Genomic DNA, 19,953 nt, shown 5'->3' with positions numbered 1-19,953 from the left:
GGTTTTTTCTTTCCCCTTCCCCCCGCCCCTTATCCCCAGAGGGGGCCCCACCTTCCCCTTTTCCCCTTAACCGACAAATATTGTATCCGGTGATGGTGATTGAATAAGTGTGATGCCTACGCTTATCAAAAGCAGAATTTAAAAAAATACTCCAGCACCTAGATGAATCAACGGTTAACAGTACTCATATCAGGGTAGCGATCGCCTGCTGCTATATCTTTTGGTGCAACTGCTTCAAGTCGATTCAACTCTTGTTCAGTCAGGATAATTTCGGTAGCTGCAATATTCTCCTCTAAGTAAGTACGGCGTTTTGTACCCGGAATTGGCACAATATCTTCTCCTTGAGCTAAAAGCCATGCTAAAGCAAGCTGACTAGAAGTTACTCCTTTTTCGGTAGCAATTGCCTTGACTTGCTCTACTAATTGCAGGTTCTTATAGAAATTCTCACCTTGAAAGCGAGGAGAATTTCTTCGATAGTCGTCAGGTGCAAGATCATCAGGGCTAGCGATCGCACCTGATAAAAACCCTCTTCCTAATGGGCTATAGGGAACAAACCCAATTCCTAATTCCCGTACAGTAGGTAAAATTTCATCCTCTGGATCTCGACTCCACAAAGAATACTCTGTTTGTAGTGCAGTAATGGGGTGAACTGCCACAGCCCGACGAATTGTCGCAGGGGCAGCTTCCGAAAGCCCCAAATAACGCACTTTACCAAGCTTAACTAACTCTGCCATTGCCCCGACAGTATCTTCAATCGGTACGGTTGGATCTACGCGATGTTGATAATAGAGGTCAATTACTTCAACTCCCAGACGTTTTAGTGAGGCATCACAAGCTTGATGAACATATTCTGGACTGCCATTAACCCCTTTAAAACCACCATCTTCAGTGCGGACATTGCCAAATTTGGTTGCTAACACTACTTGATCTCGGCGATCTTTAATTGCTCTGCCTACTAGTTGCTCATTAGTAAAGGGCCCATACATATCAGCAGTATCGAGAAAATTAACTCCAAGTTCTAATGCCCGATGAATTGTAGCGATCGCTTCTGATTCATCACGACCACTATAAAACTCAGACATTCCCATACAACCAAGTCCGATAGTTGAAACCTCTAACCCAAGTTTACCTAGCTTTCTGGTTCTCATAAAATAATCTCCTAGTAAGTAATTGGTCTACTGAACATCACGTCTTTCAGGATTATCTCTTTCGCGATCGCCAAGCTATCTGTTATTAGAAGTATTTTTTGATATAAGCAGGTATTGCGGGTACTTTACATTCATCTTACCAGTCGTGTTGAGGCAGCTTTCTTGTAAAGTAATTTAATTGGTAGTAGTCCCAGCCAACGGTTTTTGTTTGCCTACGCCCTAATTTTAAACAGGAAAACAAGCGACACCGATAGTGTAGCGTAAAGCCTTCTCTTCTCTTTCAGAGACGCTAACGCGAACGAGAGGCAACGCTTTCGGCATAGCTTCTCTACGAGAGGCTACTTCGGCTTACCTCGACTTCTCTACGAGACGCTACGCGAACGCTCGGCACAAGTCGCTCAGTACAAGTGCGCCAACGCTTAGAGCGACTCAGAAACCTTACAGTCCGTCATAGACATCGCCTTGCCTATCCAATCTTGACTCAGAGAACTATTAAAGAAAAATGCCGAGATTTACCGATTAGTTATTAATGATTCTTCACGAATAGTTGATGATACCAGTGGTGGGCGCAGGCAAAGATAAGCAAGAGAACCGAGTAAGGGAACAAACACCACCGCTAAAAATACCTGGGCATTAGGGAAACGGCGACGAGCCATATCATCACCAAGAACAGCAGGGAATAAAAGATAAAATAGGCAAAATGCCAAGCTCATACCATTGATGAAGCGATCGCTTTGGAACTGCTGCACATAATCTCCCCAATCACCGAAGGCAAAACCATAGACAAGTAAAACAACTGTGCTAAAAGTTAAGACAATGCCGTAAAACCGAGAATCCAGCAGACTCAGAAAAGCATCCTTTTGCCCCGAAAATTGTTGATTTGGTTCACGCAAAGCCAAATATGGCAAAAGACCAATGACACCTGAACCCACTGATGCTATAGCAAAAGGCCAAAAAGAAATTGATTGCATTCGGCCATCAATAAACAATAAACTGCTGTAAATTAATAGCCAAATACCCACTAGAGAAAATAAAGAAAGAATAATTGGATTAATATTAGCCCACTGAAAAGTCAATATATTTTTCAACAGGGTTAGCGTTTCATCTAAGTGCAAGGGCGGTGCTAACAATAAAATATAAGCGATAAATCCAGTCCACAGTAACCACAATGCAAGTTTAAGAGTCATAATCTTCATTTGGTTTCATAAAATTATTTCAAAGACACTATTAATTGAGTCCGATAGTCTCTGTCAGTTGATGCTATAGGACTCATATTTGATTTCTGAAAAAACTCAGTACAACTAAGAAGCCTTCTTTCCTGTTGCCTATTGCCTATTGCCTATTGCCTGACAACGTAAATTAGTATGGCTACGCTCCCGTGAGGGATACAGAAATCAAAGCGGATTCCTATAGAAGTTTATATGAGGCAGCCAAGATAGAACTATCAATTAGTTAAATCCTGGCTGCATTGTAAATTATGAATGCTCTGCTCGTTGTCGCTCAATAGGTAGAGCTTGTTTGCGAGATTCTAATCCCAAAATTGTAGACACAACTGCTCCCATAACTACCACGGCTATAAAAGATGCAATTTCAACTTCGTAAGAATGGACAGTACAAATGGAGAATAACGGATTTGAACCGATGGCCTCTGCGGTGCGATCGCAGCGCTCTACCAACTGAGCTAATTCCCCTTAATCAGTACCAAGTCAAGAGTAATATTACTCATTAACTCAATAGATCATCACCAAAGAGTATTCTAACATTCAGTTACCGATGGCTGAGATTGTTTTTGAGAATAAACCTTCTGCACCCGTTCGAGTTCCAACTCACTGAGATAATCAACAGTCCAGTTACAGCAACGCTGGAGCATGTGGAATGGGTAAGTATTGGCTACACCCACAACTTGCATCTGCGATCGCTTTGCTGCTGCTATACCAGCTGGAGTATCTTCAATTGCCAGACACTCTTGTGGTTGAAGATTCAAGTCAGGATATTCTTTATTCAGCCGTTTCACTGCCAGTAGATAACCATCGGGTTCTGGTTTACTGGTGGTGATGTCATCACCCGCGACGATAATTTTAAAATGTTCAGCTAGTTTAGCTCGATTGAGTACCAGTTCTATTTCTTTGCGAATAGCGCCACTGACTAATCCTAGTTTCAGATTACGCGATCGCACCTGATATATTAAATCTTCTACACCTGGATATAAAGGCAGTTTCTCAATTTTTTCTAATTCCACCACATAGGCTTGGGCTTTGCGGTACAGCAACTGAGTTAAATAGCTTTCGTTAGCGACTCTACCACGATTAGCGAGTAGTTGCCCAAAACAAGCGCGATCGCTGCGTCCTAAAGAAGCTTGACGCTCACTCACCCGTTGGGGTTGGAGATTTTCTTGAATGAGAATCTCATCTATCAATTGCAGGTGGATTGGCTCATCGTTAATGATGACACCATTAAAATCAAAGAGAACTGCCTTTAAACTCATGCCCTTATGCCAAATGCTGGAGATCCAAGTCCCTCCAAATCATTATTATCTATTGATGTGGGAGTATACCGACGGATATTTTCAGTTGCTATTGGTTTAACGCCGCTAGTTACCTGATTTATCCACCATACATCGTGCGATCGCACCGCTTCAAATCCGGCTGCACCCATATTCGCCTCTACGCTACCAGCAGCATACTCACGAATATATGGCTCCTCAAAAACATCATTAAGCCATTCTAACTGACGCAGAGTCTTCTGATTTCCATCTAAAATTAATACTTGCCCTCCAGTTACCAGCAACCGGAAGCTTTCCCGCAAAATTGCTAGAGACACCTCATTTGGTGTTTCGTGGAATAGCAAAGAAGCTGTTACTAAGTCAAATGAAGCATCTCTCAAACCAGTTTTTTCAGCATTTCCGTGTCGCCAGACTATATCTAAACCAGCATTTCTAGCTTTATCTTCTGCCCTTACCAGCATATAGGGTGATAAATCCAAACCAATAACTTCCGCTTCCGGGAAAGCTTGCTTTAGCATTAAAGTGGTGGAACCTGTACCACAGCCTAAATCGAGTATGCGTCGTGGTTTTACCTTAACGGCATCAACTAAAGCCTGACGGACAATAGTTTCATTCGGTGGCACAACATATTGGGTAATCGGATCGTAACTAGCTGCTGCACCGGAATTCAGATATCCGCCTGTAACACCGTGAAAATTTTGGCTGCTGTAGTACGAGGGAATTATCACATCATCTCGTCGGAAGCGATCGCTTTCTTTCTCCCAATCAATACTATCAGCGTAACGCCGTAACCCGTCTTCATCAATCAAAAGACGCACTACAGGAGATAAAAAACGTTCCCAGATTGTATCTTGACGCACTGCCATATTGTGTCAGAACTTTAAGGGCTATTTAAACAAAGTAATTTTCTTTACAAATTTTAATACATCTGGGAAGCATCTGCTTTCTCTTAGTGTAGGCTTGACGTTTGTAATCTATTTAGTTACATTTGTAGTATATAGATATTACTCCCTAAAAGTAGTTCTTCAGCTTCCCGAAAACTGAAAGAGTAAAATGAAAGACAACAAACATTTAAATTGCTACAACTAACTAGTACTCTGCCAACCCAAAAATGCGCTTGTGAAGGCTCTTGATTGGGGAAAGGGACTCATGGTAAGGGATTTAAAACCTTTCCCGCTTACCCCTTACCCTTTACCCCGTTAAGTTCCCTTGGCAGACCACTAGTAGTATGTCAAGTTTAAATTGATAGGTAAGCAAGTTCATAGTAAGCACTAAAGTCATTACTACAAATCCTGAATAGACCCAATCCAAAATCTAAAATTTAAAATCCAAAATAGAAACAATTATGCCCTACGAGAAGTTAGAAATTACCACACCAGCACCTGTATTATCTTGGGCGAATCACTCTTTGGGCCCAGAAGAAACCAAGATGGCAAAGAATGTGGCATCACTACCATTTGTATTTAAGCATGTAGCATTGATGCCAGATGTTCACTTAGGAAAAGGTGCTTTAGTGGGTTCTGTAATTGCAACCAAAGAAGCGATTATCCCGGCTGCTGTGGGCGTGGATATTGGTTGCGGAATGAGCGCTATCAAAACATCATTTACCGCCGAACAACTGGAAGGGAAACTAAAGAAAATCCGCCTGGATATTGAAGCAGCAATTCCTACTGGATTTAACGAAAACAAAGACGTTGAAAAATCTGTCAGCAATTGGCAACACTGGGATGATTTTAAAGACTTGCATCGCGGCGTGCAAGACCTACAAAGTAAAGCAATGAAACAGATGGGTTCTCTCGGTGGAGGAAACCATTTTATTGAAGTGTGCCTCGATACAGAGAATCAAGTTTGGCTGATGCTGCATTCTGGTTCGCGTAACATCGGTAATAAACTCGCCCAATGTCATATTCATACAGCCAGAGAATTAGCAAAAATGGCAGGTAATAAATTACCTGACCCTGATTTAGCTCATTTTGTCGCTGGTACGCCAGAATTTAAAGCATATTGGCACGATTTGCAATGGTCACAAAACTATGCGCGTGTCAACCGCGATGTGATGATGGCGCGTTTTAAGCATATTGTCGAGAAGCATTTAGCAGGTGGGAAAGCAACTAAACCTTTATTGCAGGTTAATTGTCATCATAATTACGCCGAAAAAGAAGTGCATTTTGACGAGGATGTATACGTTACTCGTAAGGGTGCAGTCCGCGCCCAAACTGAAGATTATGGGATTATTCCTGGTTCGATGGGGGCAAAGTCTTTCATCGTTAAGGGAAAAGGTAATGCCCACAGTTTTTGTTCTTGTTCTCACGGTGCAGGACGTTTGTTATCTAGAAATAAGGCAAAAAATGTCTACACACTTGATGATTTGATAGAGCAAACAAATGGTGTAGAATGCCGCAAAGATGAGGGTGTGTTAGATGAAATTCCTGGTGCTTATAAGCCGATAGAGCAAGTGATGGCAAATCAAGCGGATTTGGTTGAGGTTGTCGCAACACTCAAGCAAGTTCTTTGTGTGAAGGGATAGTTTTGTCGGGTGGGTAATGCCCACTTTTTTTATTTTTTAAACGCAGAGGCACGCTGAGTGAAGCGCAGAGGTACGCTGAGGAATAAATGATTGTTTTAAGTGAATCGACTGAACAAATAGAGCCGTCTGCCAGACTATGTAATTTCATCACGCATTAGCTTACTATCTTTTTTGTAGTAGCTCACAAGTGATTAGGCAACATGAAATCTGAACAACTCTCAGCTATTGAGGTGGCAAGCGGAAATCTGGTGCCGATGAGCAGCAAACCTCCTATTTTGTCCAGCACTAATCACTGGAACGGGATTGTGCTTGAACAGCATCATTTACCTGCCTTTGAATGTCCAGAACTTTGCTTACAGCAGCACAGCATTAATATTTGGCTTGGTAATTCTTGTCAAATAGACTGGCGACTAGCAGGTGGAAGGTTACAAAGTACGCAGATGAAAAGAGGTTTGGTTAACGTCACTCCAAAGGGGATTCCGACTCAAGCGCGTTGGCATCAGGAAATAAAATTTCTTCTAGTTTCTTTTGATTCCAGTTTATTTAAGAGAGTAGCAGATGATGCGATCGCTGGGAGGTATCGCACTATTGAAATTATCCCACAGCGCGGAGTCTGCGATCGCCAAATTCTTCATCTGGGAATGGCGCTCAAAGCAGAGCTTGAAGCCGGATGTCCATCTGGTAAACTATATGGTGAATCAGTTGCTACTGCTCTAGCAGCCCATCTCCTCAAAACTTATTCTGGAACACGGCAACTAATTACAGAATTTGAAATTAATCTTTCTAAGCGTCAATTACGGCAGATAATTGATTATATTTATGACAACTTGGCACTAGAGTTAACTTTGGTAGAACTGGCTAGTCTAGTAAATATGAGTTCCTATTCATTCTGTCGTTGGTTTAAACGTTTAATGGGTATTTCTCCACATCAATACGTCATTAAGTGTCGAATTGAACGAGCTAAATTTTTACTTACTTATAGTCAGTTACCTATTATCGAAATTACATATCAAATAGGCTGTTCTAGCCAAAGTAACTTTACTACCATTTTTCGTAAGCATGTAGGAATCACACCCCAAGCATATAGAGAAATGATATAAATTTTGAAATTTTGCAAGATTTTAACATTTTGAAAGCAAGTTTTCAGAAGACAAAAGTTTCACTCACAATTTATTCTCATAATTGACTAGTGAAAATCGAGAAGATCATGCAAAATAGCCAATACGAACAAGAGTATAAGAAAAAAGTAATTGATTTCTTTGATAACAGAAATACCTACGACAACGATTACACAATTCATCGCGCTCTCCCTCTACTAGATTTAGTTCAACTGCAAAAGGGACAAAAAGTATTGGATATGGCAACTGGCACAGGTATCATTGCCATAGCTGTTGCACAAATTATTGGCTATGAAGGCAGAGTAATTGGCGTAGATTTTTCTTCAGGAATGCTAACTCAAGCACAACAGAAAATTGAAGAATTAGGCTTACAAAATATCGAACTTATTGAAGCCGACGCTGAGTATATCGACTTCAATGATGAGAGTTTCGATGTAATTCTTTGCTCTACAGCAATAGTCTATTTTAAAGATATTTTTGCTGCTCTACGTAAATGGTATCGTTTTCTCAAACCAGGCGGAGTTGTAGCTTTTTCTTGTTGCTCTGAAGAATCTTGTGGAGCGCCACTCATCATCGATATATGTAACAAACATGGCATTTCGCTGACAAGCATCAATGAGCCAACAGGCACACCCGAAAAATGTCATCATCTGCTTGCAGAAGCTGGTTTTCAAAATATTGAGGTGAAGACCCAACAACTCGGTTTCTACCGCAATCTAGAGCAAGCTAAAGAATGGAATGGTGGATGGTTTCATCCTAGAGAAAATCCCTTGTTAGAACTTTCATTAGAGCAAATGGCACAATTAAAAGCAGAGTATCGTCAAAAAATTGAAGTAGAAACTACCGAGCAAGGAGCTTGGTATGAAAATCTGACTTTTTTTGTAACTGGTCAAAAAGTTTAGAGCAAACTCTAATTTTCTATTGTATTTAGCCAATTCATTAAATCAGCTTCACTGGCGAAATATAATAATACTTCACCCAAGTTTTCTAACTGAGTCAAGGACAACTCTTGCAACCGAGATTGTAACTGAGAATTAATTGAACCAAGTCGATGAGTTAATAAACGTATCACTAGCCTATATAGCCGCACCCAATAGTCCAACATCCGCAGTGGCAAGGGTAGAGTCGAGGCTGGTAAGGTTTGAAACTCTAAATGCAGTATTTGATTGGCAGTTTGCAAAAAGGTTACAGAATCGGCACGAATTGGTTCTTGATTTAATTCTGTTTTGAGAATCTGGATATCCGTTGCTTCAGATGCGAGTAAGTAGCGGATAAAATCTTCTGGATACTGCTCAACTAGATATTTTAGGGTGTTGTCGTATGTCACTCGTGATAAATAGCTAGGCGTAAATCAATTAAATATTTGTAGTATTGAAGTGTAAGTATTATTTGTTGTTAGCGCTACTCTACGAAAAACTGTTTTTCGCTGATAGCGCTAACATTTAAATTGGGTGTTTTTTCAAAATTACATTGTCAAAGATTGAGGATTTGTCTCAATCAATTTTGCTAAATCTTGCAAGAACGCCGCAGCATGGGCACCGTAAATAATGCGATGGTCAGAAGTAATATTGACTTGCATTTGTTGCCGCACGCCAAATAAACCGTCGGGTGTTGCTACCACTTGCGGACGGGATGCCCCGATCGCTAAAATTGAACCTTGTCCAGGCGGTAAAATCGCATCAAATTTGTCTACGCCAAACATCCCCAAATTTGACAGTGTAAAAGTACCACTATTGTATTCTTGGGGTTGTAGTTGTTTTGCCCTGGCACGTTCTACCAAAGACTTCCAAGTACGCGATAGAGAATAAATATCCACTGCGTCTGCATTTTGCAGCACAGGTGTAATCAATCCACCATCATCCATCGCTACTGCTACAGAAATGTTGATATCAGAATGATAAACAATTCCCTGGTCTGAGTAGCTAGCATTTAACAATGGGTGTTTTTGCAATGTCACCGCCACAGCTTTCGCCAGTAGCGCTGTCATTGTCACACCTTTGGATTTAATTTGTTTATAAAGTTTGTCTAATCCATCGGTGGTAATTGTATAACCTACACGGAAGACGGGCACGGATATGGTGGCTACCATGTTCCGCACTACGGCATTTTGGAAGGTAGTTAAAGGCACGGTTTGACCAGGAACAGCCGCCGCCACGGGTGCGGGTGCTGGTGTCCGAGGTGCTGAGGGTGCAACTGGGGCGCTGGTCGGTACGGGTGCTGCTGGGGCAACTGGGGCAGGTGCGGGTTGCTTGCCCTTGTTAGACAATGCTTCCACATCTTCGGCGACAATGCGTCCGTGGGGGCCACTACCTTGGAGTGTAGTTAAATCAACTTTGAGTTCTTTGGCTAACTTGCGGGCACGGGGTGACGCTACTAGCCTTCCTTCTTTGTGGTTAGACCCGTTTTGAGATGCTAAGGTAGGTGTTGCAACTGAGGCTGTGGCGGCGACTGGTTCCGGGGAAGTGGTAGTAGTAGCAGCCGCGCCGCCGGAATTGGCAAGAGATTTCGCCTGTTCAATTTCAGCTTCCGTTTCGGCGATAAAGGCGATCGCAGATCCTACCGGGGCAGTTTCACCAGCTTCAACTATGATATGGGCAAGAAATCCCTCATAAAAGGTTTCTACATCCATATCTGCCTTATCTGATTCTACAACCACCACTGTTTCGCCTTTTTCCACTTTGTCCCCTGGCGATTTCACCCAGGAGACGATTTTGCCCTCCGTCATGGTGGAACTCAGCGCCGGCATAAATACTTCGTGAATGCTCATAGGGTGGTTTGGAAATCAATGGTTTATGGACTTTAACAGTTTTTATCAGATCGAATTGTATCTTGGTGGGAGGGTTTTAGACTGTTTATATTTTAGGTTGGGGATTGGGGATTGAGGAAAACAGTTCTGTTAGCGATCGCGGGGCGTTTAGCCCGTTCTGAGTAGAGAAGTGAGATTCCTTACTCAGCACTCTTAAGGGGCATTGGGTATTTTTTGACTAATGACTAATCGATTGGCTTTAGGAACCTAAATATGAGTTAGAGGTCTATAGTACAGAGCTATCCTCAATCGTTAGCCAATATCTCGATCTTGTTTTAGTTATTGACTTGCAAAAACGACCACGAGTTTCTCACAGATTAAATGGGATTACTATTTATATTCCTCATAACTACTGCTTAAGATACAAGAACTTCTCACAGATAGAGGATATAGGATACAGTTCAATCTAGAATTCAAAATTGGTAATAAACCTATTTGAAATTCCTGTTTACTTTTATGTCGGCAAAGTTGAAATTCTTTTTGATTGTGATATTGAGTATGTCTGCCACAGCTGCTGGAGTTTATATTATCCAGCACCAGCAATCTGCACCGATAGCTGAGACTAGTGATGAGCAAACCCAGCAGGTGGGTACAATACATCAGTCTCAGGAAGTAGCGGCATACTCAGAGCGTTCCGATTATAAAACTATACCTTTAGAAAAGCTCAACTCATCTCTCCAAGGCAGCAATCCTACTACCCTCGCCTTGAATGCCTTTGAGGATATAGCAGTGGGAGGAACACCAAAGATACAGGTAGCTTATCCGCAACCAAACCAAGCGTTAGTGACGATTACGCAAATCAAGCGGGGTAATAATTCAGTTGGTACGGTTAAATATCGAGCTGAGATGACAACCTTTGGGCGATCGCTTTTTATTAGCTCACCTCCAGTATGGCAAATTGTTTGGGCTGGCTCCCAGGAACAATGTTGGACTGGGAGCCGCTCTCACACTAACACTAAGTTAAATCATATCTGTCATTAGTCATTGGTCATTGGTCAGAAAACAAATGACAAAGGACAAATGACAAATTTAAATGTCGCCGCGAATTTCTTCTACAACGCCATCGCGCAGAACGATTTCGACCTGCATTTTGCTAATCAGGTTATCACCGGTTTCTACCCGGAAAAAGCCTTCCATTTGGAATTGGTTGACCTCCTGATCTTGCTGGAGAAACTGCACTTGCTGGAGGTTTTGCAGCAACTGATTTTTCTGCTCTAAAAATTCACTTTTCTTTTGATTGACTTGGAGTTGGATATTGTCAATTTGTTGGAGAGTCTGAGGCCCAGGTGGTTGTAGACTCTGCTTTTGAATTGCCGCGATCGCTCTTTGTCCTTCAACGTCTAGCTGTTGCAGTTGCTGGTCAAGTTGATTGATTTGCGTTTGCAGCTGCTGTTGTACTTCCTCTTTCCAGAGGGGAGTAACAATAACTTTGACGTTAACGACGCGTTTCAGAAGCAAATTAGATTTGGAGACATCCATAAATATTTCACGTTCACTCTTTACAGTTAGCAGGTGGAATGATCAGGCAAACATGCCGTCAATAATATCGCGATAGCGTTCCGTGACAACATGTCGGCGAACTTTTAGTGTTTGTGTCATCAAGCCATTTTCGATGGAAAACGGTTCCAGGATGAGTTTAAACGCTCCGATGCGGTCATCCGGTCGATAGCCTGGACGATTTTGGACTTCCCGATTCAATTCTTGGCGAAATAAATCCTGGATCATTTTACTCTCCAAGTCAATTTTTTGACTATCTGAGGAAGTCACCTGATTGTTGGGCGTATCCAGCGTTAGATTCTGACTTGCTGCCCATTTTTCTAAGGCTTCGACATTGGGGACAATTAAGGCTCCCAGACTGCGCTGATCTTGACCGATGAGCATAATTTGATCGATGTATGGCGATCGCAAACACGCATCTTCGATCGGCTGTGGCTCGATGTTTTCCCCGTTAGTCAATACAATCGTATCCTTCGCTCTGCCAGTCAGCACTAAGTCATCTTGTGGTGTCAGCCAACCCAAATCGCCGCTATCAAACCAACCTTCAGCGTCAATTGCTTTCGCTGTCGCTTCAGGATTTTGATAATAGCCTTGCATAATCTGCGGCCCCCTCAACAATACTAAGCCTCGCTTCTCTATTGGTAAAGGCGCTTTTGTCTCAGGATCGACGATTTTAGCTTCTGTAGCCGGGAGTGGTAGCCCTGATGCGCCAATCAAATTCCGCCAAGGACGCCGTACATGGGTAACAGGAGAAGTTTCTGTCAAGCCATAGCCTTGCAAAATCTGCACACCAATAATTTCAAAGAAGTTATCTATGTGTCTGGGAAGCGCACCACCGCCGCTAATCATCTGCTTAACTTGTCCCCCTGTGGCTTCCCGCACCTTGGCATAAACCAGTTGTTCTCCCAAAGCATGGAGGGGTAACAAAGCCGATGCTTGTATCCTAGCTGCTAATCGTTCGATGCTTGAAGCATGAAGATTATTTAAATCCAATCCCTGAGCAACTCGCCGCGCTTTGATATATTTGTCGCTAATGCCCAATAAAAATTTAATTAAGCGTTGCTTGTTGGCTGGTTGTTCGCGAAACTGCTTTTGCACTCCTTCATAAATCGATTCCCACAGACGGGGTACACCCACCATGTAATTGGGTTTAAATTGTCTCAAATCCCCTTTGACGGAGCGCAAATTCGTATAAACTTGCGTACAACCTTGAGATAGTAGGTAGTATTCAACAGTCCGTTCGTAGCTGTGCCACGAAGGTAGGATACTAAGAACAATGTCGCCCGCGTTTGGTTGCAATACTGTGCCAAAGGTTGTCACTTGGTGCATCAAATTGCTATAAGACAGCATCACACCCTTGGGTTTACCTGTGGTGCCAGAGGTGTAAATTAAAGTTGCTAGAGCGTCACGATTTTGCTTGGCTGGCACAAAATTATGATTTTTGCCAATTTCGAGCAACTGCGAAAAGTTCAGCACCTTTAGGATTTCGTCTGTTGGTGGTGCTTCATCGGAAAGTAAAATTACCACTTCAATTGGTAAATCTTTGAGGCGGTCTTGGAGTTTTTTAAGTGTTTTTAAATCCTCAACTACGATCGCACTACTGCCGCTATTAACGATGATAAACAGCAGTTCTTCTCTTTCGGCTTGGGAGCTACGCACCGCATCAACGCCTCCAGCAGTCATTATGCCTTGATCGGCAATGAACCAGCGAGGACTGTTATCAGCAATTAGGGAAATGCGATCGCCTACTTTTATTCCCAACGCCTGTAACCCAGAAGCAAATGCAACTATTTGCTCTGCTAGCTGGGTATAAGTAATCACTACTTCTAGTTTCGCGTGAGGGTTGCGGAGGGCGACAACATCGCCAAATCGTTGAGCTGCCAAAGGCCAAATTTCTGGCAGCGATTCCACATTTGTGTAATCTACCAACCGCTTTAATGCCTGCCGTTCTCGTTCACTGATGTTAGATAAAAAAGACGCGGTTTGGGTTTTTGACATAACACCTTACCTAAAAATTTTGAACTGATGTTTTCCAGCTTATTTTGTTATTACGCTACAATACCCATCCTTATTATCCACATTCCCTTCTGTGTATGATAATTCCAGGAATTCCACGTTTATATTTACAAAAATTTATGTTAAAGTTATTTTACATAGAGTGCAAGCAATGATTGTGTTTGCATCTAAGAACAGCGAACGCCTACCTTTCACAGGGGATGAATACCTATGAATTTGATAGACGCTATACTGCTAACGCTGCTCAATATGGCTGCTTGCATGGCGTTACCTAAGATTTTAGCTATCCTTTTGGCTGCTAAAACCAAACTGACTGAAGTGTTGCCAAATGATGCCAAATCACAAACAGCTAGAGTCAAAATTACCAGCTTTCCTTATTGTACAGTTTACCAATTGACAGGTAGTCAATATTGTAAATTCAGTCCTGATTTTTGTGCCAGGTGTTCTCCGAATTGATGGATTGTTTGCAAGTAAAAATTATTCATTACTTCCAACAACCAGCGATTCAATTAACTCTTCAACACAGATTCTTCAGACATTCCTAGAAATTAAATATGCGTTATCCAAACGAATGTAGAGACGTAGCACTGCTACATCTCTACATTCGTTTGGAGCAAATGTCTAGTGAACTTTCATTAAATATTGTGTCAATGTAAACGCATCTACACCCAATTCGGTACGCTCTTGGGCGGCTATTATACCCGCTTGCGAATGCCACCATGCGGCAGTCGCCACAATATCTTCTACTGGAATCTGTTTAGTTGCTGCTTGTGCCAACAATCCACCCAGTAGCCCAGTTAACACATCGCCGCTACCGCCACGAGCCAAGGCGGGTGTGCTTTCAGGAACAATCCAAACGCCACCTTGAGGGTTTGCGATCGCAGTTCTGGCCCCTTTCAACAACACTACCGCCCCACTTTGCGCTGCTGCTTCCTGTACTGCTTTCACTCTGTGATCTTTGGCATCGGCGACATCAGGAAACAATCGCTGGAATTCGCCAGTGTGGGGTGTAAGTACGGTTACTGCTTGACGTTTTTTTAATGTTGGGATGGTTCCCATTTGTGCCAAGATATTTAAACCATCGGCATCGAGAAGCAAAGGGCATTCACTTTTGATAACTTCTTGGACAATGGGTGCAGCATCTCGTGTTAAACCGGGGCCACAAGCGATCGCATTAAAAGAACTCAGATCAGTTTTTTCTGGTAGTTGTAGATGAGCGATCGCTCCACTTTCCGTCTCTGGACAACCGACAATTAGCGCTTCTGGTAAGTGTGACACCAAAAGAGATTTCAGCGATTCAGGTACGGCAATTGAGAGCATCCCCACACCGCTAGCCCGTGCCCCCAAACCAGTTAAAATTGCTCCACCTGCATAGCGCCGCGAACCGCAAATCAGCAGTAAATGTCCTTCCTTATATTTGTGAGTGACTGCTGGTCGGGGTAGGGGTAAAGTAGCAAGTGCCGTTACTGGTGTAATACGTTTAATTTTGGGTGCATCTTTGAGAACAGCTTCTACATCAGCTAAAGGAATATCAAAATCGATTAACTCAGCTTTACCGAGATATTCCAGTGCCCGATCTTGAAAAAAAGCTAGTTTCCATAAACCTAAACAAAATGTGTGAGTGGCGCGAATGGCAGTTCCCAAAACTTCGCCTGTATCGGTATGTAAACCTGAAGGTAAATCGATACTATAAATCGGCACAGATAATTCATTTAGCTGATTAATTGAGGAGGCGATAGGATCAGTCAGGTTTTTTTCTAAACCAAACCCAAACAACCCATCAATCAACAAATCAGCATCTGGCAGTTGCTCTATTGTTTGATAAATTGGAATGCCCAGACTTTGGGCATACTGCAAGTGCTGCGAAGTTAATTCTTTGAGCTTAGAGAAAGGAGAATAAATCCAAACTTCATACCCGCGAAAGTGTAATTCACGGGCTACTACTAAAGCATCGCCGCCATTATGACCGGGGCCGACAAGAATTCCGACACGAGCTCCCCCCGCCTGTGGCGACTTCCTTTTTAAGAGTGTATTAGGAGGAACATAGTAAGGCTTTTGAAGAAGAGTTAGGGGGATTTCTGGAATGCGACGGGCAATTAATCCCGCCACCTTTTCCATCAAAGCTACTACGGGCATTCCTGCTGCAAAGATCCGCTTTTCAATATCGCGCATCTGCCCAGCAGTAACTACAACTTGCGAAATTTTTTCTTGTCTATCTTTCATCAGTGCTGAGTGCTGAGTGCTGAGTGCTGAGTGCTGAGTGCTGAGTGCTGAGTTATGAGTTGAATTTTACTCCCCAGTCCCCAGTCCCCAATCCCCAATCCCCACTTTTTCACTTTCCGTAGTAAACCCTGGCATTACCATATCCGAGATTTCGCAGATACTTATTCCATTCCTCAGCTTGTAATCGCTCAGGGAAAGGCCCTACTGCTACGTGTGGCCCTCTTGGTTTCGTCCTTTCAAGGACTCCGCCAGATTGTCCTAAACCTTGCGTAAATCCAGCTATATTTTGCCTAATTTGTGCTGCGATCGCAGGTAATTGTTCGGCGGTGGTGGGAATGGCAACATAATATCTAGAGACTGGCCGATTATTTATGGGATTGCGATCGCCTCTAAAACCTAGATTGCCTGGATTTATTTCCTGTCCGTTAGCGAAGCTGAGAATTCGGGCGTTATAGATACCTCGTGACTGTAACTCATTCACCCGTTGTTGAGCGTTAGATACTCTGTTAAAAACTCCTGACTGAATTACACTCCGTCCTTGATATTGGCGAATGTAAGCACTGGGTTCAATCTGACGGATTGCTTGTAGCGTCTGAAAATCACTACCATCTACATAAACTAAGTAGCGCTCAAAGTTCTGATTATATTGACTAAATTGTGCAGGTTGAGAGGGCGGCTGAAATTGATAGCCCTGTACTGGTTGAGTGGGCTGAAAATCCTGCACAGACTGATTGTTTTGTACTGGTTGGGAGGGCTGCTGAAAATCCTGCTCAACTTGATTGTCCTGTACTGGTTGTAACTGCGGTGATGGCTGTTGACCAAAGGGAATTGGCGGTGGTGGTAAAGTTTCACCTGTTTGAGCCAGTACTAGGTTGTTATGGATTTGGGCTGGGGTAGAGTCGGGAATCAGAACTAACCATGCTGCCACTAACAAGGAGAGAAGTCTGATAGTGGGCTTCCAATTTTCAGAACTTCGGTGCAGCATCTGAAATGGGATAAATTTACTTGGTATTCCTTTCGACATAGTAGTTAGAAAGTAGTCAAAATATTTTTAAGTAATTTCCATCAGGAACTAATTAGTTCACCGTTGTAGCAACTATAACGCTTATCATTTCTATGCAATACACTCTGTCACCGAAACAGTGAGTATTAAGACGATTTGGCTAGCATTAGGGCAATTACACCATATTACTGCACCCTAGAAACTATATTCGCTCAAATTTTCTGATTTTTCGCTAGCGATCGCCTAGAAATCTTTGTCATCCACATCTGTCGCCTCCGTCCCTCTGTGTTTTTTCGGTCAGATGTTATGCCCCTCTACTAGGGTATTTGTATTAATTGCTTCATAATTATTCGTTTAAATATGAAACAATACCATACTTATCTGTTTAAGTCTTATATCTAAAGATAGAAGATTAAGGTTAAAATTTGGGAAACCTAAGAGGGGTTCATTCCCAATAGATATCCTGCCTACTTATCGCAGAATGCAACTGAGGTCAGATGATGCAACCTTTCAATCAAGTCAAAGAGTGGGAACAACGTCGTGATGAAGCGAACCGCTACTATCGGCGGGGAAAATTTCAAGAATCTCTCGACCTTGCAGCCAAGAATTTAGACCTGGCGAGAGCAATTCCAGACCGAGCTAGGGAAGGTTATACATTAAACGACCTCGGTTTGGCTTACCTAAGTTGCTGGCAACCTCAAAGAGCATTAGAGCAGTTTCACCAAGCGCTTTCGGTGGCTGTTGAAATTAGTAATGCTCCCGCAGAGGCAATTGCACTTAGCAATCTGGGTTCTACTTACAGCCGTCTTGGACGGTTTTCGCAAGCGTTAAAGTATTTTGACAAAGCACTGCCAATCTTGAGGCGATTGCAAGATACTCAAGGAGAAGTTTCTACTCTTAATGATGTAGCGCTAATTTATACCCGCTTAGGAGAACCGAAACGGGCGCTGTTGCTACAACACCAAATTTTGAGGATGCGGCGATTGTTGGGTGACTTTTCTGGTGAGGCAACAACGCTAAATGGCATTGGGTTCGCTTACAACGTCTTAGGCGAGTTTGAGCAAGCTCTAGAATTTTTTCAGGCAGCAATTCCAATTCAACGAGCTGTAAAGAATTTGGTTGGTGAAGCAACCACTTTAAATAATATTGCCTCAATCTATAGTGATTTAGGAAAACCGAAACAAGCATTGTTGCTCTACTATCAAGTTCTTTTGACACGTCGAGCAATTAGCGATCGCTCTGGTGAGGCCACAACCCTCCACAACATTGGTTTTACCTACAGCACTCTGGCAGAGCATCGGCAAGCAATGAAGTTCTACAAACAAGCCATTCCAATTTATCAACATCTGGGCGATTCTCTAGGACAAATTTCAACTTTGCTAAATATGGGAAGCCTTTACGCCACCACAAGACGCAAAAAAATGGCGCGATCGTGTTATCAAAATGCCCAAGAGTTAGCAGAGCAAATCGAACATCAACCACTTCTGGAAAAAGTACAGCAGTTCATAGATTCTCTGTAGTGTGAAAAGGAGGTCAGAAACCACAACTATACGAGGCTTTACCCGCCGATTTAGGGGCGCACAGCTAGCTGTGCGCCCTTACTCTATAGACATCTGGTAAGAAATAAAGCAGGAGTCAGAATACAGAATTCAGAATACTCTATTCCTTTATGGGATAGAGTTTTAGCTTGTTGAATATTTTAATTTTTTCGCCCACCAGGGACGAAAGCGCGTAGCGGGACGTTCAGACAATCAGAGGAAGTAAGAGGGGAGAAAAAAGCTATATCCCAAGCGTATTGGTTTTTGCCCTGGATAATTGGCGATAGCCTAGTCTTGTACTGTGGCGTTTGAGCTATTGACAAACAGAAATTCTATGAAAGCTTACGAAATTCAAAGCAACGCCGGGATTGATGCGCTGGCATTAGTTGATCGCCCCCAAGCAAAACCCGCAGCTGGACAAGTTCTGATTCAAGTCAAAGCAACATCCTTAAATTACCGCGATCTGCTGGTGATTGAAGGAGCTTACGGTTCTAGACAGAAATATCCCTTAATTCCCATGTCCGATGGTGCGGGAGAAGTTGTAGCGGTGGGGGAAGGTGTGACACGAGTGAAAATAGGCGATCGCGTCGCTGGTATTTTCTTCCAAGACTGGATTTATGGCTCTTTAACTAAAGAGAAAATGAAATCCGATCTCGGAGGCGGTATCGATGGAATGCTAGCTGAGTATGTCGTATTACACCAAGATGGTTTAGTAATATTACCTGACCACTTATCTTATATTGAAGGTGCAACTTTACCTTGTGCAGCAGTCACAGCTTGGCATGGGCTGGTGACAAAAGGCAATATTGGCGCAGGTGATAGTGTTTTATTACTCGGTACTGGAGGAGTTTCAATTTTTGCTCTCCAGTTTGCCAAGATACATGGTGCGAGAGTAATTATTACTTCCAGCAGTGATGAGAAGTTGGCACGAGCGAAACAGCTTGGTGCTGACGAGACAATTAACTACAAAACAACACCAGATTGGGAAAAGCAAGTTTATCAATTAACCAATCGCACGGGTGTAGATCATGTAGTTGAGGTAGGCGGTGCAGGTACTCTGCCAAAATCGTTACAAGCAGTCCGCATTGGAGGACGTATTAGCTTGATTGGCGTATTGTCAGGCAGAGGAAATGAGATTGACCCCATGCCAATACTTTTTAAGAGTTTAACAGTTCAGGGAATTTATGTTGGCAGTCGGGAAATGTTTGAAGCGATGAATCAGGCGCTGCAACAGCATCAAATCAAACCGATTATTGATCGAGTTTTTCCCTTCACTGAAGCACGAGAGGCTTATCATTATCTCAAAAGTGCCGCTCACTTCGGTAAAGTTATAATTCGTAATTCGTAATACTTCGGCTACGCGGTTCGTGAGCGAAGTCGAAGGGCAGTACAAGTTCGTAATTTTCAAGAGTTTAATTCTATGTTTCAAGTGGGGTTTAATCCCACTTGAAACATAGTTATAAATTAAGGTGAATTCGACAGACCTCTCCCTCCCAGCCTCCCTCGCCTTTCAATACGGTTCGGATAAGCATTTTTCATTTTCTTTGTGGTCTGGGGAATGGGTTTGCAGGTAT

The 19,953-nt window shown here is 42.8% G+C and carries 17 protein-coding genes, 1 tRNA gene and 1 pseudogene; 7 read left to right on the top strand and 12 right to left on the bottom strand.

The genetic code is table 11. The annotated features are described in order from the left end of the window. Positions 1 to 167 precede the first annotated feature (167 nt). The 5 genes from RMX98_RS33765 to RMX98_RS33745 all read right to left on the bottom strand — a co-directional run bounded on the left by RMX98_RS33765 (position 168) and on the right by RMX98_RS33745 (position 4,517). Positions 168 to 1,148 carry an aldo/keto reductase gene (locus RMX98_RS33765; protein WP_322676189.1) on the bottom strand — a complete coding sequence of 327 codons (981 nt, stop codon included), beginning with the start codon at positions 1,146 to 1,148 and terminating at the stop codon, positions 168 to 170. 512 nt (positions 1,149 to 1,660) lie between these two features. Continuing rightward, entirely contained in the window at positions 1,661 to 2,335 is a 675-nt protein-coding gene (locus RMX98_RS33760) for a hypothetical protein (RefSeq protein WP_322676188.1), read from the bottom strand. 431 nt (positions 2,336 to 2,766) lie between these two features. Beyond that, a tRNA-Ala gene (locus RMX98_RS33755) sits at positions 2,767 to 2,839 on the bottom strand. Between the two features lie 65 nt (positions 2,840 to 2,904). After that, positions 2,905 to 3,633, bottom strand: a complete 729-nt coding sequence (locus tag RMX98_RS33750; protein ID WP_322676187.1) for an HAD family phosphatase — start codon at positions 3,631 to 3,633, stop codon at positions 2,905 to 2,907. Continuing rightward, positions 3,630 to 4,517: a class I SAM-dependent methyltransferase gene (locus RMX98_RS33745; RefSeq protein ID WP_322676186.1), complete on the bottom strand. Its 888-nt coding sequence runs from the start codon at positions 4,515 to 4,517 to the stop codon at positions 3,630 to 3,632. The genes RMX98_RS33750 and RMX98_RS33745 overlap by 4 nt, the downstream gene beginning before the upstream one ends. Before the next feature lie 479 nt (positions 4,518 to 4,996). Here RMX98_RS33745 and RMX98_RS33740 point away from each other — a divergent pair, with 479 nt between their 5' ends. The 3 genes from RMX98_RS33740 (at position 4,997) to RMX98_RS33730 (ending at position 8,198) form a co-directional block, all read left to right on the top strand. Next, complete coding sequence (locus RMX98_RS33740) at positions 4,997 to 6,178, top strand: RtcB family protein (protein WP_322676185.1); 1,182 nt, start codon at positions 4,997 to 4,999, stop codon at positions 6,176 to 6,178. Positions 6,179 to 6,378: 200 nt separating this feature from the next. Then, positions 6,379 to 7,278, top strand: coding sequence for an AraC family transcriptional regulator (locus tag RMX98_RS33735; protein WP_322676184.1), 900 nt, complete (start codon positions 6,379 to 6,381; stop codon positions 7,276 to 7,278). Positions 7,279 to 7,385: 107 nt separating this feature from the next. Beyond that, positions 7,386 to 8,198: a class I SAM-dependent methyltransferase gene (locus RMX98_RS33730; protein WP_322676183.1), complete on the top strand. Its 813-nt coding sequence runs from the start codon at positions 7,386 to 7,388 to the stop codon at positions 8,196 to 8,198. Between the two features lie 8 nt (positions 8,199 to 8,206). On the opposite strand, the gene RMX98_RS33725 is transcribed toward RMX98_RS33730, so the two are convergent. From RMX98_RS33725 to RMX98_RS33715, 3 genes and pseudogenes are all read right to left on the bottom strand, one after another. Then, positions 8,207 to 8,368, bottom strand: coding sequence for a DUF4351 domain-containing protein (locus RMX98_RS33725; RefSeq protein WP_409881849.1), 162 nt, complete (start codon positions 8,366 to 8,368; stop codon positions 8,207 to 8,209). Positions 8,369 to 8,371: 3 nt separating this feature from the next. Further along, positions 8,372 to 8,623, bottom strand: a pseudogene (locus RMX98_RS33720) (hypothetical protein); the annotation flags it as partial. A 138-nt stretch (positions 8,624 to 8,761) separates the two neighbouring features. After that, a complete protein-coding gene (locus RMX98_RS33715) occupies positions 8,762 to 10,063 on the bottom strand; it encodes a dihydrolipoamide acetyltransferase family protein (protein ID WP_322676181.1) in 1,302 nt (433 codons plus the stop codon). A gap of 495 nt (positions 10,064 to 10,558) precedes the next feature. Here RMX98_RS33715 and RMX98_RS33710 point away from each other — a divergent pair, with 495 nt between their 5' ends. Next, positions 10,559 to 11,083, top strand: coding sequence for a hypothetical protein (locus RMX98_RS33710; protein ID WP_322676180.1), 525 nt, complete (start codon positions 10,559 to 10,561; stop codon positions 11,081 to 11,083). A gap of 48 nt (positions 11,084 to 11,131) precedes the next feature. Here the strand turns inward: RMX98_RS33710 and RMX98_RS33705 are convergent, their stop codons facing one another. Together RMX98_RS33705 and RMX98_RS33700 are read right to left on the bottom strand one after the other, a co-directional pair. Continuing rightward, entirely contained in the window at positions 11,132 to 11,581 is a 450-nt protein-coding gene (locus tag RMX98_RS33705; protein ID WP_069072569.1) for a YlqD family protein, read from the bottom strand. 42 nt (positions 11,582 to 11,623) lie between these two features. Continuing rightward, entirely contained in the window at positions 11,624 to 13,597 is a 1,974-nt protein-coding gene (locus RMX98_RS33700) for an AMP-dependent synthetase/ligase (protein ID WP_322676179.1), read from the bottom strand. Positions 13,598 to 13,825: 228 nt separating this feature from the next. Here RMX98_RS33700 and RMX98_RS33695 point away from each other — a divergent pair, with 228 nt between their 5' ends. Next, positions 13,826 to 14,071 carry a hypothetical protein gene (locus RMX98_RS33695; RefSeq protein ID WP_322676178.1) on the top strand — a complete coding sequence of 82 codons (246 nt, stop codon included), beginning with the start codon at positions 13,826 to 13,828 and terminating at the stop codon, positions 14,069 to 14,071. A 165-nt stretch (positions 14,072 to 14,236) separates the two neighbouring features. Here RMX98_RS33695 and RMX98_RS33690 read toward each other — a convergent pair whose 3' ends face one another. Continuing rightward, positions 14,237 to 15,838, bottom strand: a complete 1,602-nt coding sequence (locus RMX98_RS33690; RefSeq protein WP_322676177.1) for an NAD(P)H-hydrate dehydratase — start codon at positions 15,836 to 15,838, stop codon at positions 14,237 to 14,239. 109 nt (positions 15,839 to 15,947) lie between these two features. Further along, positions 15,948 to 16,862 carry a hypothetical protein gene (locus RMX98_RS33685; protein WP_322676176.1) on the bottom strand — a complete coding sequence of 305 codons (915 nt, stop codon included), beginning with the start codon at positions 16,860 to 16,862 and terminating at the stop codon, positions 15,948 to 15,950. 476 nt (positions 16,863 to 17,338) lie between these two features. Here RMX98_RS33685 and RMX98_RS33680 point away from each other — a divergent pair, with 476 nt between their 5' ends. Both RMX98_RS33680 and RMX98_RS33675 read left to right on the top strand, forming a co-directional pair. Further along, positions 17,339 to 18,361: a tetratricopeptide repeat protein gene (locus tag RMX98_RS33680; RefSeq protein WP_322676175.1), complete on the top strand. Its 1,023-nt coding sequence runs from the start codon at positions 17,339 to 17,341 to the stop codon at positions 18,359 to 18,361. 352 nt (positions 18,362 to 18,713) lie between these two features. Beyond that, positions 18,714 to 19,727 carry an NAD(P)-dependent alcohol dehydrogenase gene (locus RMX98_RS33675; protein ID WP_322676174.1) on the top strand — a complete coding sequence of 338 codons (1,014 nt, stop codon included), beginning with the start codon at positions 18,714 to 18,716 and terminating at the stop codon, positions 19,725 to 19,727. The last annotated feature ends 226 nt before the right edge of the window (positions 19,728 to 19,953 follow it).

The sequence above is a fragment of the Nostoc sp. DedQUE02 genome, assembly GCF_034531035.1.
Classification (GTDB): Bacteria; Cyanobacteriota; Cyanobacteriia; order Cyanobacteriales; family Nostocaceae; genus Nostoc.
The sequence above is the reverse complement of the archived record's forward strand: the minus strand, read 5'-3'. Positions and strand labels throughout refer to the sequence as shown.